15 protein-coding genes are annotated in these 16,251 nt (G+C 74.1%); 3 read left to right on the top strand and 12 right to left on the bottom strand.

Annotated elements, in window-relative coordinates; genetic code table 11:
• Positions 1 to 2: 2 nt before the first annotated feature.
• From CLV56_RS08715 to CLV56_RS08735, 5 genes are all read right to left on the bottom strand, one after another.
• Positions 3 to 869 carry an ABC transporter ATP-binding protein gene (locus CLV56_RS08715; RefSeq protein ID WP_039358514.1) on the bottom strand — a complete coding sequence of 289 codons (867 nt, stop codon included), beginning with the start codon at positions 867 to 869 and terminating at the stop codon, positions 3 to 5.
• A gap of 2 nt (positions 870 to 871) precedes the next feature.
• A complete protein-coding gene (locus CLV56_RS08720; protein WP_039358389.1) occupies positions 872 to 1,651 on the bottom strand; it encodes an ABC transporter permease in 780 nt (259 codons plus the stop codon).
• The gene (locus CLV56_RS08725) at positions 1,648 to 2,472 is read right to left on the bottom strand and encodes an ABC transporter permease (protein WP_100414703.1); all 825 of its coding nucleotides are present in this window, start codon (positions 2,470 to 2,472) and stop codon (positions 1,648 to 1,650) included. The genes CLV56_RS08720 and CLV56_RS08725 overlap by 4 nt, the downstream gene beginning before the upstream one ends.
• Entirely contained in the window at positions 2,469 to 3,440 is a 972-nt protein-coding gene (locus CLV56_RS08730; RefSeq protein ID WP_039358393.1) for an ABC transporter substrate-binding protein, read from the bottom strand. Before CLV56_RS08730 ends, CLV56_RS08725 begins: the two co-directional genes overlap by 4 nt.
• A 186-nt stretch (positions 3,441 to 3,626) precedes the next feature.
• Positions 3,627 to 4,469 (bottom strand): IclR family transcriptional regulator, encoded by an 843-nt coding sequence (locus CLV56_RS08735; protein ID WP_100414704.1) that lies wholly within the window; start codon positions 4,467 to 4,469, stop codon positions 3,627 to 3,629.
• A 75-nt stretch (positions 4,470 to 4,544) separates the two neighbouring features.
• Between CLV56_RS08735 and CLV56_RS08740 the strand changes: the two genes are divergently transcribed.
• From CLV56_RS08740 to CLV56_RS08750, 3 genes are read left to right on the top strand one after another with little or no spacing between them, the layout of a single operon-like run.
• Positions 4,545 to 5,621, top strand: a complete 1,077-nt coding sequence (locus tag CLV56_RS08740; protein WP_039358521.1) for an aromatic ring-hydroxylating oxygenase subunit alpha — start codon at positions 4,545 to 4,547, stop codon at positions 5,619 to 5,621.
• Complete coding sequence (locus CLV56_RS08745) at positions 5,618 to 5,833, top strand: hypothetical protein (RefSeq protein WP_039358397.1); 216 nt, start codon at positions 5,618 to 5,620, stop codon at positions 5,831 to 5,833. The genes CLV56_RS08740 and CLV56_RS08745 overlap by 4 nt, the downstream gene beginning before the upstream one ends.
• Positions 5,833 to 6,789, top strand: a complete 957-nt coding sequence (locus CLV56_RS08750) for a PDR/VanB family oxidoreductase (RefSeq protein WP_039358400.1) — start codon at positions 5,833 to 5,835, stop codon at positions 6,787 to 6,789. The genes CLV56_RS08745 and CLV56_RS08750 overlap by 1 nt, the downstream gene beginning before the upstream one ends.
• A gap of 58 nt (positions 6,790 to 6,847) precedes the next feature.
• Here the strand turns inward: CLV56_RS08750 and CLV56_RS08755 are convergent, their stop codons facing one another.
• The 7 genes from CLV56_RS08755 to CLV56_RS08785 all read right to left on the bottom strand — a co-directional run bounded on the left by CLV56_RS08755 (position 6,848) and on the right by CLV56_RS08785 (position 16,234).
• On the bottom strand, positions 6,848 to 7,537 hold the full coding sequence (locus CLV56_RS08755) for an ABC transporter ATP-binding protein (RefSeq protein ID WP_039358403.1): 690 nt from the start codon (positions 7,535 to 7,537) through the stop codon (positions 6,848 to 6,850).
• Positions 7,534 to 8,448, bottom strand: coding sequence for an ABC transporter ATP-binding protein (locus CLV56_RS08760; RefSeq protein WP_039358406.1), 915 nt, complete (start codon positions 8,446 to 8,448; stop codon positions 7,534 to 7,536). Before CLV56_RS08760 ends, CLV56_RS08755 begins: the two co-directional genes overlap by 4 nt.
• Positions 8,449 to 8,453: 5 nt before the next feature.
• Complete coding sequence (locus CLV56_RS08765) at positions 8,454 to 11,117, bottom strand: FtsX-like permease family protein (RefSeq protein WP_039358409.1); 2,664 nt, start codon at positions 11,115 to 11,117, stop codon at positions 8,454 to 8,456.
• On the bottom strand, positions 11,114 to 13,585 hold the full coding sequence (locus CLV56_RS08770; RefSeq protein WP_039358411.1) for an FtsX-like permease family protein: 2,472 nt from the start codon (positions 13,583 to 13,585) through the stop codon (positions 11,114 to 11,116). The genes CLV56_RS08765 and CLV56_RS08770 overlap by 4 nt, the downstream gene beginning before the upstream one ends.
• Positions 13,586 to 13,653: 68 nt before the next feature.
• On the bottom strand, positions 13,654 to 14,358 hold the full coding sequence (locus CLV56_RS08775) for a 3-oxoacid CoA-transferase subunit B (protein ID WP_039358414.1): 705 nt from the start codon (positions 14,356 to 14,358) through the stop codon (positions 13,654 to 13,656).
• Positions 14,355 to 15,047: a 3-oxoacid CoA-transferase subunit A gene (locus CLV56_RS08780; RefSeq protein WP_039358417.1), complete on the bottom strand. Its 693-nt coding sequence runs from the start codon at positions 15,045 to 15,047 to the stop codon at positions 14,355 to 14,357. Before CLV56_RS08780 ends, CLV56_RS08775 begins: the two co-directional genes overlap by 4 nt.
• Positions 15,047 to 16,234: a thiolase family protein gene (locus CLV56_RS08785; protein WP_039358420.1), complete on the bottom strand. Its 1,188-nt coding sequence runs from the start codon at positions 16,232 to 16,234 to the stop codon at positions 15,047 to 15,049. Before CLV56_RS08785 ends, CLV56_RS08780 begins: the two co-directional genes overlap by 1 nt.
• Positions 16,235 to 16,251 lie beyond the last annotated feature (17 nt).

A 16,251-nucleotide genomic window follows, 5' to 3' on the forward strand; every position in this document is an offset into this window, starting at 1 on the left:
TCTCACGCACCTGTGTCCTCGGGGGAGCTGCCTGCCGACGAGTCCTCCGAGCGCGGCCGCTCGCCGCGCTTGGCGCGCTGGACGAGCTCGTAGACCTCGGAGCGGAGCTCGGAGAACCGTGGCGACGACCGGGTCTCGAGCTGCGTGCGCTCGTCCGGCAGGTCGATCGCCACGTCCTCGAGGATGACGGTCGGCGAGCTCGACAGCACCAGCACCCGCTCCCCGAGGTAGACCGACTCGTCGATGTCGTGGGTGACGAACAGGACGGTGACACCCAGCCGCTTCCAGATGCTGCGGACCAGGTCCTCGAGGTCGGCGCGGGTCTGCGCGTCGACCGCCGCGAACGGCTCGTCCATCATCAGCACCTTCGGGCCGTACGCGACCGCGCGGGCGATCGCGACCCGCTGCTGCATGCCGCCGGACAGCTGCCACGGGTGGGCGTGCGTCACGTCGGACAGTCCGACCGCGTCGAGAGCGTCGGCGACCCGCGCGTCACGCTCGCCGCGCGGCGTCCGACGCGCCTTGAGCGGGAGCTCGACGTTCTGCTGCACGGTCATCCACGGGAACAGGCTGCGTCCGTACTCCTGGAAGACGACGGCCATGTCCGACGGCGGACCGGTGACGGTCTCGCCCTCGAGAACGACCTCCCCCTCGGTCGGCTCGAGCAGGCCGGCGATGCAGCGCAGGAGCGTGGTCTTGCCGGCCCCGGACGGGCCGACGATGCACACCAGCTCACCACTGGAGACCTCGAACGTCAGGTCGCGCACAGCCTCGACGCTGCGGCCCGACCCGGCGTAGACCTTCTTGACTCCGCGGACGTCCAGGACAGGCACGGTCGTGGTCCTCTTCTCGGTGGCGGTCTCTGACATCATCATCCCTCCCGTTCCTGGCGTCGCATGCCCTCGTACCAGCGCAGCACCCGCGACTCGGCGAACCGGAACAGCAGCGACAGCCCGAGCCCGATGAAGCCGAGCAGGATGATGCCGCTCCACATCTCCGGGATCGCGAAGCTCCGCTGGAACTGGATCGTGGTGAACCCGATCCCGTTGGTCGCGGCGAACATCTCGCTGATCACCATGAGGATGATGCCGATCGCGAGCGCCTGGCGGGCCCCGGCAGCGATCCGCGGGCTCGCGCCGCGCAGCACCAGGTGGACGTACGTCGTGCGCCAGGGCATCCGGTAGCTCCGAGCCGTGTCGCGCAGCACCGGGTCGACCCCGCGGACACCCTCGACGGTGTTGAGGAGGATCGGCCAGATGCAGCCGGAGAAGATCACCAGCACCTTCATCGTGTTGTCGACGCCGGCGAAGAGCATGAGGATCGGCACCAGGACCGGCGGCGGGATCGCACGGAGGAACTCCAGGACGGGCTCGCAGAACTGGCGCAGCCGCGTCGAGGACCCGATCGCGCTGCCGAGGAGGATCCCGACCAGCAGCGCCAGGAGGTAGCCCGCCGCGAGCCGCAGGAGGCTCGGGACGACGTCGTCGAGGATCCGGCCCTCGAACCATGTCGGCACGAAGACGTCGACGATCGACGACAGTGGCGGGAAGAAGAAGTTCGTGCTGTCCGCGCTGAGGACCCACCACAGGGCGGTCAGCACGACGGGCAGCGCGAAGATCTCGACGAGGCGCATCCCGATGCGGCCGATCATGCGGGGACCTCCGATCGGACCGAGGGGTGCCAGCGCAGCAGCCGCCTCTCCGCGGCGCGGGCGAGCAGGTTGACGACGACGCCGAGCGCACCGGTCACGATGACGAGGGCGAACATGGTGTCGACCGCTCCGGACGTCTGGGCGATGGCGATCCGCTTGCCGAGACCGGGGCTCCCGATGATCAGCTCACCGGTGATCTCGAGCACCAGCGCGACCGCCGCCGCGAGCCGGAAGCCGGTCACGACGTACGGGAGCGCGGTCGGCCACAGCACCGCGCGGACCCGGCGCAGCGGGCCGAACCGGAACGAGCGTGCGGTGTCGCTCGCGACCGGGTCGACGTCCTGCACCCCGTAGATCACCTGCACGAGCATCTGCCAGAAGCTCGCGTAGATCACGAGGATCAGCGTCGCCTGCATCTGGGTGCCGTAGACCAGCACCGCGAGCGGGATCAGGGCGACCGACGGGATCGGACGGAGGAACTCGATGGTCGAGGCCGTCATCCGACGGAGCACGCCGACCGACCCGATCACGATGCCCAGCACCGTCGCGGCCACGCAGGCGATGGTCAGACCGATCGCCCACCCCGTGATCGTCGATCCCAGCGCGCTCCAGAACGCCGGCGCCTGCATCTCCTCGACCAGGGCGGCGACCATCGAGGAGAACGGCGGGAGGAACTGCTCGTCGACGAGGCCGGTGCGGGGGAGCAGCTCGAGGAAGACGATGAACGTCACGATCCCGAGCAGGCCGAGAGTCCCGCCCCCGAGGGACGACGGCCGGAGCCGCGCCCCTCGGGAGACCGGCGCGTTGGCGTCCGCCGTCACGGCAGCATGGCCTCGATGTCGGGCTCGGAGTCGATCAGCCCGTCCTCGAGGGCGAGGTCGGCGAGAAGCTGCACCGAGTCCTCGTTGATCTCGGTCGGCCACGTCGGCAGCGTCAGCTGCTCGGCGGTCTCGGCGTCGATCTCCGTGTACGACGAGAGGATGGCGCGCGCCTCGTCCGGGTTGTCGCTCGCGTACTGCAGCGACTCCTCCATCGCGTTCGTGAAGCGCTCGACGAGGTCGGGGTCGGACTGCGCCGTCTGCTCGGAGGTGAAGTACGCGGCGATCATCAGCTCGGGGTCGGTCGCGGCGAAGTTCCAGGCGACCGGCGTCGCGCCCTGACCCTCGGTGATCGCGAGGAACGGCTCGACGACCCACGCGGCGTCGACCTGGCCGTTCGACAGTGCGCCGGGCATGTCGGGGAAGCCGAGCTCGACGTACTCGATCGTGCTCGGGTCACCGCCGTCGTCACGGACGACCTTGTTGATCGTCGTGCTGCCGATGTTGTTGAGGGTGTTGACGGCGACGCGCTTGCCGGCGAGGTCCGCCGGCTCGGCGATGTCGCTCCCCTCCGGCGCGACCACGGCACCGAAGTCGTCGCCGACCTCGCCGGTCGTGCTGTTGCCGGGGGCGACCATGGTCAGCGGCAGGTCCTGGCTCTCCGCCAGGATCAGCGAGGTCACGTTGCTGAAGCCGAACTGGAACTGGCCCGACGCCACACCCGGCACGATCGCGGCACCGCCCTGGCCCGTCTCCAGCGTGAGGTCGATGCCCTCGTCCTCGAAGAAGCCCTGCTCGTCGCCGAGGTAGATCGGCGCGACGTCGACGATGGGGATCACGCCGACGGTCACCTGGTCGGTCTCCGATCCGCTGCCGCCGTCACCGCCGTCGTCGCCGCCGCCACACGCGGCGAGTGCGGCCGAGGCAGCGAGGGCTGCCGCGGCGGCGGCGATCGAACGCTTGCGAGTCATGGGAGCCTCCGTGCGGGGGTGGTGGTTCGTCGGGGATGTTCGCATGTCGAACAGTCGTTCTTAGATCGAACGTACCCACGCGATGTGACCCACGTCAACCACTCGGCCCAGCCCTTCGCGCCGTGTGCACGTCGACCCGTTCCTGACCCGCCCCTCCCGACCGCGATCCGGGCGGTACGGGCGGAATCACAGCGGCGGTTCTTCCCCAGATCGCCCAGATCGGGGTCGGGAGGGGCGGGGGCGGATGCCCTCGGGGCGGCGCAGCGCCGAGGGAGCGCCGAGCGCTCGGGACATGCCACGCGCCGCTGCCTGCACGGCCGGACGTACGGCGTGGACCGGCGTGTCGGCGTGCACGACCACGGAGAGCGCAGCGAGCACCCGGTCGCCACGGCCGTGGACCGGGCACGCCACCGACAGCGCGTCGACCGTGACCTGTCGGTCGCTCACGGCGACCCCGGTACGCCGCACCTCGGCGAGCACCGCCCGCAGTCGCGCCGGGTCGGTGATCGTCAGGTCGGTCCAGCGGCGCAACGGCCCGGCCAGCGCCTCCTCCTGCACGTCGGTCGGCGCGTGCGCCAGCAGCACGAGCCCGACCCCGGTCGCGTGCAGCGCGAAGCGTCCCCCGACCCGGGTGAGCACCCGCACCGCGCCACGTCCGGTGAGCCGCTCCACGTACACGACCTCGAGGTCCTCGCGCACCGCGAGCTGGACGTTCTCGTGGGTGGCCTCGTACAGGTCCTCCATGTACGGCAGCGCCACCTCGCGCAGAGGCGTCCCGCGCGGCGCCAGCGACGCGGTCTCCCACAACCGCAGACCGATCTGGTACGCACCGTCGCTGCCGCGTTCCAACGCGCCCCAGGCGAGCAGGTCGCCGACGACGCGGTGCGTGGTGGTGAGGGCGAGGCCCGACTCCCGGGCCAGCTCCGACAACGTGAGGCGCGGCCGCTCGGGTGTGAAGGAGGCGAGGATCGTGAGCGCCTTCGTCGCCAGGGACGTCGGCGCCTCGCCACCTGAGCGTCTTCCGGTCACCGGAAACACTGTGCCACAGGTCACGTGCCGCGGGGCACGCTGGTCAGCGCCCCGTACCCGTCCGAGGAGACCACGATGCCGAGCTGGCCGATGAACCAGTGGTACGTCGCCGCGTACAGCAGCGAGATCACCCACGAGCTGTTCGGGCGCACGATCTGCGACGAGCCGCTGGTGTTCTACCGCACCAGCGAGGGCGAGGTGGTCGCGCTCGCCGACCGCTGCGTCCACCGGCGCTACCCGCTCTCGCGCAGCCACCTCGTCGACGACCAGGTGGTGTGCGGCTACCACGGGTTCACCTACGACCAGCGCGGCGCGTGCGTCGCCGCACCGGCGCAGAAGCGCATCCCGCGGACCGCCCGGATCCCCACGTGGGAGGTCCGCGAGGTCGATTCGCTGATCTGGGTCTGGATCGGCGATCAGGAGCGCGCCGACGACGCCCTGATCCCGCGCGCCCCGTGGCTCGACCACCCCGACCACACGACCGTACGGGGGATGGAGCCGCTGAAGGCGCGCTACCAGCTGCTGGTGGACAACCTGCTCGACCTGTCGCACGAGACCTACCTCCACGGCGGCTACATCGGGACGCCCGAGGTCGCCGAGACGCCGATCACGACCGAGGTCGACGACGAGGCGGACGTCGTCTACGTCAGCCGGCACATGGACGACGCGGCCTGCCCGCCGTTCTACGCGAAGTCCACCGGGATCCAGGGGCGGATCACTCGCTGGCAGGACATCGAGTACCACCCGCCGTGCCTCTACCTGCTGCACAGCCGGATCGCGCCGGTCGGGGTGCTGCCGCCAGCCGAGGGCCCGGACGACCAGGCCTTCCACGTGGAGGTCGTCTACGCGATCACGCCGGAGACCGAGCACTCGACGCACGACTTCTGGATGGTCGCGCGCGACTTCGCTCTCGACGACGAGGAGGTCTCGGCCTTCCTCGCGGAGAACAATCGCACGGTGGTGCTCCAGGACGTCGAGGCGCTCGACGTGCTCGAGGTCGTCGTGGAGGGGGAGAAGGACCGTTACCAGGAGCTGAGCATCAACATCGACGCCGGTGGCCTCGCCGCGCGACGGATCCTCGAGCGCCAGGTCGAGGCGGGTCGGGCCGAGGCCGCGGCCGGTACGCCGGCGCCCGCCGGGGCGTCGACGTGACCGTCGAGGGCACGGGCCCGGTGCGCGCCGACCTGCCCGCGCCGACCCAGATGCTCACGGGCCCGAAGGTGTTCCGGATCGTCTGGAAGCTCAACACCGACATCCTCGTCGGCTACTGCTGGTGCGGCGCGTCGCGCGAGGCCGAGGAGCCGATCGCCCTGTGGGAGTGGCTGCTGGACCACCCCGACACCCATCCGGACGTGGACGCGTGATGTCCGAGCACGACCTCGAGCTCGTCGTCGCCGCGGTCGAGGCACCGGCGGACGACGTACGGGCCGTCGTGCTGCGTGACGCGGGCGGCGCCGCCCTGCCGCCGTGGACCGCGGGCGCGCACATCGACCTGCACGTCGGGGACCTCGTCCGGCAGTACTCGCTGTGCGGCGACGTCGACGATCTGCACGCCTGGCGGGTCGCGGTGCTGCGCGAGCCCGAGGGCCGCGGCGGGTCGGGCTGGGTGCACGACGTGCTGGCCGTCGGCGACACCGTTCGTGCCCGGGGCCCGCGCAACCACTTCGCGCTGGCCGACGCGGAGGCGTACGTGTTCGTGGCGGGCGGGATCGGGATCACCCCGCTGCTGCCGATGATCGCGGCCGCCGACGCGGCCGGCGCCGACTGGCGGCTGGAGTACGGCGGCCGGAGCCGCGCCTCGATGGCGTACGGGGCGGAGCTCGTGGCGCGGTACGGCGACCGGGTCCGGCTGCACCCCGCCGACGAGGTCGGGATGCTCGACCTCGAGGCGATCCTCGGAACACCCCGTACGGATGCGTTGGTCTACTGCTGCGGACCCGAGCCGCTCCTGCGCGCCGTCGAGCAGCGCTGCGCCTCCTGGCCGGTCGGGTCGCTGCACGTCGAGCGGTTCGCGCCGAAGGAGCGGGAGGTCGATCCCGACGGCGAGACGTCGTTCGTGGTCGAGCTCGTCGAGTCGGCGCTCGAGGTCACGGTGCCGCCCGACCGTACGATCCTGGACGCGGTGCGCGACGCCGGTGTCGACGTGCTCAGCTCGTGCGAGGAAGGGACGTGCGGCACCTGCGAGACCGGGGTGCTCGGCGGTCGGGTCGACCACCGCGACTCGCTGCTCACCGCAGCCGAGCAGGCCGCGCACGACGTGATGCTCCTGTGCGTCTCACGAGCCGAGCGCGGCTGCGACCGGCTCGTCCTCGAACGCTGATCCCCTTCGCGCTGTGTGACGCCGGCACCGTTTCGCCCCGGTAGAACCGGGGCTGGCGTCACACGGCGCGAAGGAGGGCGCCGTCGTGGAGGGTGACGACCCGGTCCGCCCGGGCCACCACGGCGGCGTCGTGGGTCGCGATCACGGCGGCGAGCCCGCGCTCGTGGACGAGCCCGACGACCAGCTCCATCACCGCCTCACCGGTCCGGCTGTCGAGCTGACCGGTCGGCTCGTCGGCGATCAGCACGGCCGGGTCCGCCGCGAGCGCCCGCGCGATCGCGACGCGCTGCTGCTGTCCGCCCGACAGCTCGTCGGGGCGCTGCTCGCCGTGGTCGCCGAGGCCGACGAGCCGCAGCGCCTCCGAGGCCCGCGCGCTCCGCTCGGACGCCGCGAGCCTGCGGACCCGCAGCGGGACCTCGACGTTCTCGAGCGCCGTCAGCACGCCGAGCAGCCCGAACGACTGGAACACGAACCCGACGGTGTCGCGGCGCAGCGCCAGAAGATCGGCCTCGGACGCGGCCCCGGTGTCGGTCCCGGCGAGCCGGACCGTCCCGTCCGTCGGCACGTCGAGACCGCCGAGCAGGTTGAGCAGCGTGGTCTTGCCCGAGCCGGACGGCCCCCGGACCACGACCAGCTCACCGGAGTGCGCTTCGAGGGTCACCCCACGCACCGCGTGGACGTCCCCGGCCGGGGTCCGAAAGGTCCGGCTCACCGCTTCGGCCCGCAGCACGGGACCTGACCCCGTCACCGTCCCCCCTCCTCGGTCTCCTCGTCGGCCGGCCACACCCCGACATGATCGGGCTCCAGCTCGAGACGGACCCGGTCACGCAGGTCGAGGCGCGAGGTGAACTCGTCCGGGAGCTGGAGCCGGCCGACCCGGTCGAGCACCGCGTACTCCCGCGCGACCACCCGGTCGGCGCCGGTCTCGTCGACCGTGGTCGTGCGCAGCACCTCGCTCGACGTGCGCCCGTCGCGGATCTGGACCGTCCGCTCGACGTGGTCGCTCACGGTCGCGTCGTGGGTCACGACGAGGACGGTCGTGCCGCGCTCGGCATTCACCTGGTTCATCGCTGCCAGGACCTCGGCGCTCGCCGCGTCGTCGAGCTCGCCGGTCGGCTCGTCGGCCAGCAGGACACGCGGCGCGTTCGCCATCGCCACGGCGATCGCGACCCGCTGCTGCTGCCCGCCCGACAGCTCGGGCGGACGCCGGTCGGAGCAGTCCTCGATGGCGAGCAGCGACAGCAGCTCCCTCGTGGTCGCCGACCGGGCGGACCGCGACTGCCGGCCGATCGTGCACGCGAGCGCGACGTTCTCGGCCGCGGTGAGGTACGGCAGCAGGTTGCGTGCGGTCTGCTGCCAGACGAACCCGACACTGTGCCGCCGGAACTCCAGCCGCTCGGCCGAGCCCATCTCGAGCAGGTCGTGCCCCGCCACGGTGGCTCGGCCCGCGGTCGGCGCATCGAGGCCCGACAGGATCCGCAGCAGCGTCGACTTGCCCGATCCCGAGGAGCCGACGACGGCCATCACCGACCCGCTCGCCACCTCCAGGCTCAAGCCCTGGAGCGCCTGCACCTCGACGCCGCGTGTGCTGAAGACCCGGACCAGGTCCGAGCACGCGATCGCGCCCGTCGTGTCCCGCTCGCTCGTCGAACTCGGCATCGGCCTCACTCCTCCATCATCCGCAACGTGTCGGCGACGTCGTAGCGCCCCGCGCCGACGGCCGCGAGCAGCGCCCCGAGCGCGGTCGCCACGACCAGCCCTCCGACCACCACCAGCCACCACCCGAGCGCGAGCGTCGTCGCCGGCTGGATCTCGGCGCCGGTGAACGGACGGAGGTCGATCTCGCCGAGGACCAGCAGCCCGAGGGCGAGACCGGCGACCGAGCCGGCCGTCGCGGCCGCCGCCGACATCAGGCCGACCTCCCACACAGGCAGCCCGCGCTCGCGCACGCGCGACAGGCCGAGCGCACGCACGACGGCGAGGTCTCGAGCCCGCGCCGCCCCTCCGCCCAGCAGCGCCATCGCGATCACCACGACCACGAGCGCCGCGCACACCGCCGCCGACCACAGCGCGGCCCGGTGCACGCCCGCCACCGACGGGTCGCCGTCGAGGGCAGCCTCCTGCGCCCGGACCGTCGTGACCTCGGCCGGTGCGACGAGGTCGCGCGCCTCGGCGGCGACGGCCGGCTCGGCACCGGGGTCGACGTCGACGAGCACCGTCGTCACCGGGACCGACCCGGGTGCGGCGTCGCCGAGCACCCCGGAGTCCATCAGCACCCAGGTCCGGGTCGTGGCGAGAGGGGTCGCCGACGGGGCCACGCCGACCACGCGAGCGGGCACGCCGTCGACCTCCACGTCCTCCGCACCGTCGAGGCGGTCGGCCACCGCGCTCGAGACCACGACCGGGACCCGCCCGTCGACGGTCTCGCCGAGGGTGTCGACCGCCGGGACCGCCCCCGCGAGTCCCGTCTGCACCGCGCCGAGCGCGTCCGCGTCGACCAGCACCCGGCTCACGTACGCCGTGCCCGAGGGGTCGGCCAGTGAGACGTGCGCGGTCGTGGCGACGGTCGCGACCGTCCGTACGCCCGGGGTCTCGCCGAGGCGTCGCACCGCCGCGGGGTCGAGGTCCTCTCCGTCGACCCGGACGTCGGCGCCCGCCCGCTCCTGCGCCGTGGCCACCCGCCCGGCGTCCAGCGTGGCGACGACGGTGCCGCTGAACACCGCGATCGCGAGCGCCGCCACGACCGCGGCGAGCGCGACCGTCGACACCCGGTCGTCGCGCGCCCGGGCCGCGCCCAGCAGCCCGACGAGACCGCGCCTGCGCGACTGCCACGCGACCGCGCCGCGGGCGAGCAGCGGCAGCACCCGCGCTGCGAGGAGCACGGCCACGAGGCAGACCAGCAGCGGCACGGCGACCGCGAGCGGGTCGAGCCCCGTCGCGCCGCCGAGGCCGCCCTGGCGCAGCGCGACCAGCGCGGCGAGGGCGAGCGCGACGGCGCCGCCCTCGACGGCGATACGGGGGACCCGCGCGACCACCGAGGGGCGAGGCGTCGCGACGGCCGCGAGCACCACAGCGGGAGCGAGCGCGCAGATCACGGCGGGCCACCACGGCGTCGCCGCCTCCGGCGGCAGCAGCGCGAGGGCCGCGAGAGCGCCGGCGAGAGCACCCGGGATGCCGATCGCGAGTCCGAGCACCGCACCGCCGAGCGCCAGCTGGGGACCGGAGCCACCGCGCGCACGGGCCAGCTCGAGCAGGCCGCGCGCGCGGTCACGGACCAGCCCGGCGGTGAGGACGAGGACGCACAGGCCGGCGAACGCGGGACCGCAGGCGAGCATGGCCACGAGCGCGGTGGTCGACGACGCGGACACCTGGGCCTGGCGCAGCGCCTCGCTCGTCTGCGTGCTGAACGCCAGCCGGAGGTCCGCCGACCCGACGAAGACACCCCCCTGCGCCTGGTCGCTCGCGCGCTCGAGGGTGAACCCGATCCTCGTGAAGGCGGCGAGCTCGTCGAGCAGTCGCGGTGCCTGTGCCGCCGGCAGGTCGGTGGCGTCCAACGGGAACCAGACGTCCGTACGTCCGTCACGGCTGCCCGGATCGACCACACCGGGCAGCGCGTCGGGCGCGACCCAGCCCGTACCGGTGACGATCTTGTCGCCGTACGGGTCGACCACCACCGGTTCGACCGCCGCCGAGGTGTGCCGCCAGAAGGGCCCGTCCGGCTCCACCGGCTCGTAGATCCCCGTCAGCCGGAACCTGCGGTCGTCCAGGCTGGTCCCGGTGAGCAGCCGGACGTCGCCGACGTGCCAGCTCATCGCCTCGGCCACCGAGCCGGCGAGCACGACGTCGACGACGCCGCGCCGACCGGACGGCGGCTCGGGTGCGCGTCCGTCGACGATCCGGGCGTGGGACGCGAGGTCAGGATCGACACCGACGACGAGCGTCGACGGCGGGGCAGGCCGGTCGGGCGCGACGGGGGTCGCCGTACGGCCGTCGAGGGTCACCGTCACCATCGCGTCGCCGGTCGCCGAGCGCAGCAGCGGCCCCATCTCGTCGCGCACGTCGCTCAGAGCGCCGCGCATCGGCTGCCAGTCGTCCGTCGTCATCGCGGTCGACGGGACGACCTGGACGGAGGCGCCGAGGTCCGCGGCCGAGGGCACCAGCTGCCCGATGCGGTAGCCCTGCGCGTCCGAGAGCAGCACACCGAGCGCGCCGGGCGCGGCCGTCGCCAGGAGAGCGAGCAGCAACGTCGCGGCCGCGGTGGCGGCGAGCGGGAGCCGCACGGCGCGCGCGACCCGGCTGAGCAGGCGGGCGGGACCGGGGGCGCTCACGCGTCCTCCTCGCGCGGCCCGGGGCCCCGCTGGTGCGCGACCACCCGCGCCGTGACCGACGCCGCGACGAGCACGGCGGCGAGCAGCAGAGCGACGCCGGCGAGGAGCGGGCCGAGCTCGGGGTCGGGTGCGAACGCCAGGTCCGGCGACCCCCGGGGCACGATCGCGCGCGCCAGGGGAGCGATCACGGCGGCGCCGACGACCACGGCGCCGACAGCACCCGCGACCGCACCGATCGTGCAGGTCAGAGCCAGCTCGGCGAGCCGGGACCGGACCCGTTCGGACGCACCGGCGCCGAGCGCACGCAGCACGGCTGTCTCCCGGCGTCGCCCGGCGGCCGACGCGAGCACGGTCGCGGTGAGCCCCAGCGCGGCGAGGGCAGCCACGCCCAGGCCGGTCCACGTCCACGTCGCGCGGACCACGTCGTCCCAGCCGTCGGAGGACCCCGCGGCGAGCGTGACCGCGGCGGGCCGGTCGGCGGTCCCGACCACCGCGTCCGCGCTCGCGACGGGATCCGTGCTGGTGAGCAGGAGGGTGTCGACGGCGAGCGGTGCGGGCCGGGTCAGCGCCGCGGTCACGGCGTCGAGATCGGCCACGATCCCGCTGCGTCCGTCGATGCCGTCGAGGGTGTCGGTGACCCCGCGGACCACGGCGGGGAACGACGCGGTCGCAGCCGGCACCGCGACGTCGAGGCGGTCGCCCGGCGCGAGCGCCACCGCGTCGGCGAGGTCGGTGCTGACGTCGATCGGGACCACCCCACCCTCCTCGGTGTCCGCGTCCACCGCCGTACGGTCCGTCGCGGCACCTCCCACCGCCAACAGGCTGGTCTCGACGTCGGCGACCCGCGCCTGGGTCGACACCGCGGGCCGGACCTCCGCGACACCGGGCAGGTCGGCGAAGTCGTCCGGGTCGACGGCGGGGCTCGCCTCCCGCACCAGCGGCTCGACGTCGAGATCCACCCGCACGTCGGCCCCGACCGACGCCGCGCGGGTGCGCTCTCCCAGGGAGGCCGTGGCCCCGGCGGCGACCGCGGCCACCACGACGGTCCCGACGGCGAGCGCCACCAGGCTGACCGTCGCGCCGACGGCCCGGGGACTGCGGGAGACCGTCCGCAGCGCGAGCACCGGAGCCAGCCGCGCGCTCGTGCGCGCGACCAGCCGCGTGGCCCGCCCGAGGGCAGGCCGGGCCAGTGCGACGGCGAGCAGCCCGGCCGCACCGAGCACCAGTGCGGGCGCGACGACGGCCAGCACGTCGGGACGCGGCGTGCCGCCGGGCCCGGTCGCGGTCACCTCGCCGGTCGTCACCAGCCGCGCGGCCGTGAGCGTGGCACCGCCCACCACGAGCACGCCGAGCAGCGCCGGCGCACCGGACGGTGCCCTCGGCTCGCCGCGTCCGGTCGCAGCCCAGCAGGTCGCGAGGACGACCAGGGCGCAGAGCGTGAGCGCGCCGCCGCCCGGCGGTCCGACGAGCGCACCGACGGCCACGGCGGCTGCGACCCACCCGAGGACGCCGACCGCCGCCGCGTCGCCCGCGTGCCACAGCAGTCGCTGGACCCGCGACCCGCCGCGGGCCCGCAGCAGCTCCGCCTCGCGGGCGCGGGCTGTCCGGAGCGTGCCCAGCACGGCGCCGAGCGCGATCGCGCCGACGGCGAGGACGAGCACCGCGGCCGCGCGCTGCACGGCCGTGACGGCCGCATCGGCCCGCGTGACGTCCTCGAGGCGGTCGCCGAGACCGCCCTCGGTCCGCAGCTGGCTGTCCGCGGCCTCGGACTCGGTGTCGAGGAGGTTCTCGGTCAGGGCCCCGAGACGGTCCCGCGCGGTCCCCGGCGGCACCGTGAACGTCCAGACGGTGGTCCGCGCCGCGGGCAGCGTCGCGAGGGTGGCCGCCGAGACGACGTACGGCCCGGCCGCCCCGACCTCCGTTCCGGACCCGGCCCACGGATCGGCGAACCAGACCGGGTCGCGCGGGTCACGGGCACGCCACGTCCCGGTCACCCTCAGCGTGCGCTCGCCCAGCCGGACGACCTCGCCCGCGCCGACGCCCAGGCGCCGGGCCGCGGACTCCGGCAGCGTCGTCTCGTCGTCCGTGCTCGCCCACCGTCCGGACTCGAGATCGGCCCGGGTGCCCAGGTCGGGCAGGTCGGCCGCGAACACAGCCCGCCCGTCGGCCACGAACGCGTCGCTGACCTCCGAACGGGTGGCACGCAACCCCGCCCGTACGGCGGTCGTCGCGACCGCGTCGCCGGCGGCGACCTGGTCGACGAGGTCGCTGGGCGCCTCGACCCGGACGGCGGCGTCGCGCGGGGGCTCGGCGCGCAGCGCGGTCGCGACGGCGCGGTCGCTGCGCTCGCTGCCGAGGGCGGCCAGGCCACCGGCGACCGCGGTCAGCGCGGCTGCCGTGACGGCGACGGCGAGGAGCAGCCAGGCGTGGGCTCGGGCGCGTCTCCAGCCCAGTCCCCACGACCCCACCGGTCCTCCTCTCGGCCGGCGGTCAGTCTAGGTGCTCGCGAGGTCGCCCCTCGACCGGGAAGGACGGATCAGTCGGCGGCGGCGCCGGCCCCCTCCCTGAGGCGCAGGACGACGCCGAGCCGCTCGGCGAGAGCGTCGACGGTCGTCCCGTAGGTCTCGCGGACGACCACCCCGTCGGAGCCGACGTCGAAGACGCCGAGGTCGGCGTAGACCCGGCTGACGCAGCCCAGGCCCGTCGCCGGGTAGGTGAGCCGCTCGACGAGCTTGCTCGAGCCGTCCTTCGCGAACAGCGTCATCATCACGAAGACGTCCTTCGCGCCGACGGCGAGGTCCATGGCGCCACCGACGGCCGGGATCGCGTCGGGCGCGCCGGTGTGCCAGTTCGCGAGGTCGCCGTCCTGCGAGACCTGGAACGCCCCGAGCACGCAGACGTCGAGGTGGCCGCCGCGCATCATCGCGAACGAATCGGCGTGGTGGAAGTACGACGCCCCGGGCAGCTCGGTCACCGGAACCTTGCCGGCGTTGATCAGGTCCGGGTCGACGTCGTCGCCGTGGGCAGCGGGACCCATCCCGAGCATCCCGTTCTCGGTGTGCAGGACGACGCCCGATCCCGCCGCGAGGTGGTCGGCGACCTTCGTCGGCTGACCGATGCCCAGGTTGACGTACGCGCCGTCGGGGATGTCCCGCGCGACCAGGGCGGCCATCTCGTCCCGGCTGAGCGGTCCGCGGTCGGCGTGCTCGGCCGTACGGGTCTCGGCGTCGGTCGTGGTCATCCTGCGGCTCCTTCCCGAGCGGCGATCCGCTGCTCGGCACCGACGGCGACGACGCGGGAGACGAAGATGCCGGGGGTGACGACGGCCTCGGGGTCGATCCCGCCGACCTCGACCACGTCGTCGACCTCGACGATCGTGGTCGCCGCCGCGGTGGCCATCACGGGACCGAAGTTGCGGGCCGTCTTGTGGTACACGACGTTGCCGGCCCCGTCGGCCCTGCGGGCGGCGACCAGCGCGACGTCGCCGCGCAGCGGGTACTCCAGCACGTGGTCGCGCCCGTCGATCCGTCGGGTCTCCTTGCCGTCCGCGAGGATCGTCCCGAAGCCCGTCGGGGTGAAGAACGCCCCGATCCCGGCACCGGCGGCACGCATCCGCTCGGCGAGGTTGCCCTGGGGGACCACCTCGAGCTCGATCTCGCCGGCGCGGTAGAGGTCGTCGAAGACGAAGGAGTCGGACTGGCGCGGGAACGAGCACACCATCCGGCGCACCTGCCCCGCCGCGAGCAGCGCCGCGAGCCCCGTCGTCCCGTTGCCCGCGTTGTTGCTGACCACGGTGAGGTCGCGCGCACCCTGCCGTACGAGGGCGTCGATCAGCGTGAACGGCATCCCGGACTTGCCGAACCCGCCGATCAGCACGGTCGCGCCGTCGGCGATGTCCGCGACGGCCGCGTCGGCGTCGAGCACCTGCATCAGGACGCCGCCCCCTCGTTCTCCAGGACGACGGCGAGGCCCTGCCCGACGCCGATGCAGATCCCCGCGACGCCCCAGCGCTGGTTCGTCGCGCGGAGCACGGCGGCGAGCGTGCCGAGGATGCGGCCGCCCGACGCGCCGAGCGGGTGACCGATCGCGATCGCGCCGCCCCACTGGTTGACGATCTCGGGATCGACCGGCCAGGCGTCGACGCACGCCAGGCTCTGCACGGCGAACGCCTCGTTGAGCTCCACGGCCCCGACGGCGTCCCAGCCGATCCCGGCACGCGCGAGCGCGCGGTCGGCGGCCTCGACCGGGGCGTACCCGAACTCCTGCGGGTCCAGCGCCATCACGCCGCGGCCGGCGATCCGGGCGAGCGGCTCGCGCCCGATCGTACGGGCGGCGTCGGCGGATCCGAGCAGCACGGCCGACGCGCCGTCGTTGAGCGGGGAGGCGTTGCCGGGGGTGATCGTGCCGTCGGGACGGAACGCGGGGCGCAGCTTCGCGAGGGTCTCGGCCGAGGAGTCGGGGCGGATCCCCTCGTCGCGTACGAGGTCCACGCCGTCGACGCCGACCACCAGGTCGTCGTAGTGACCGGCCTCCCAGGCCGCGTGGGCGCGACCGTGGGACTGCGCGGCGAAGGCGTCCTGCCGCTCGCGGGTGATCCCGAACCGCTCCTGGAGCTGCTCGTTGGCCTCGCCGAGCGAGACGGTCCACTCCTTCGGCATCGCGGGGTTGACCAGGCGCCAGCCGAGCGTGGTCGAGACCGCCTCGACGTTGCCGGCGGGGAAGGCGCGCGACGGCTTCGGCAGCACCCACGGGGCACGGCTCATCGACTCGACGCCGCCCGTCAGGACCACGTCGGCGTCGCCGGACTCGATCGCGCGGGACCCGGCGATGGCCGCATCCAGGCTGGAGCCGCAGAGCCGGTTGACGGTGACGCCGGGGACGCTGGTGGGGAGGCCGGCGAGCAGGGCGGCCATCCGCCCGACGTTGCGGTTCTCCTCACCGGCGCCGTTGGCGTTGCCCCAGACGACGTCGTCGATCGCGGCCGCGTCCAGCCCGGGCGAGCGGGCCAGCGTCGCGGACACCACGGTGGCTGCGAGGTCGTCGGGGCGTACACCCGACAGAGCCCCGCCGTAGCGGCCGAACGGGGTCCGGACCGCGTCGTACACGTAGGCCGGCATCACGCCTCCTCAGACTG

Origin of the sequence: Mumia flava, assembly GCF_002797495.1 — a bacterium.
GTDB lineage: Bacteria > Actinomycetota > Actinomycetes > Propionibacteriales > Nocardioidaceae > Mumia > Mumia flava.

Bases quoted from the DNA above. Each gene is read 5' to 3' on its own strand.
- CLV56_RS08750 (WP_039358400.1), top strand. From the start codon at position 5,833: ATGTCCGAGCACGACCTCGAGCTCGTCGTCGCCGCGGTCGAGGCACCG.
- CLV56_RS08760 (WP_039358406.1), bottom strand. From the start codon at position 8,448: ATGCCGAGTTCGACGAGCGAGCGGGACACGACGGGCGCGATCGCGTGC.
- CLV56_RS08775 (WP_039358414.1), bottom strand. From the start codon at position 14,358: ATGACCACGACCGACGCCGAGACCCGTACGGCCGAGCACGCCGACCGC.
- CLV56_RS08780 (WP_039358417.1), bottom strand. From the start codon at position 15,047: ATGCAGGTGCTCGACGCCGACGCGGCCGTCGCGGACATCGCCGACGGC.
- CLV56_RS08785 (WP_039358420.1), bottom strand. From the start codon at position 16,234: ATGCCGGCCTACGTGTACGACGCGGTCCGGACCCCGTTCGGCCGCTAC.
- CLV56_RS08740 (WP_039358521.1), top strand. From the start codon at position 4,545: ATGCCGAGCTGGCCGATGAACCAGTGGTACGTCGCCGCGTACAGCAGC.
- CLV56_RS08715 (WP_039358514.1), bottom strand. From the start codon at position 869: ATGTCAGAGACCGCCACCGAGAAGAGGACCACGACCGTGCCTGTCCTG.
- CLV56_RS08730 (WP_039358393.1), bottom strand. From the start codon at position 3,440: ATGACTCGCAAGCGTTCGATCGCCGCCGCCGCGGCAGCCCTCGCTGCC.
- CLV56_RS08720 (WP_039358389.1), bottom strand. From the start codon at position 1,651: ATGATCGGCCGCATCGGGATGCGCCTCGTCGAGATCTTCGCGCTGCCC.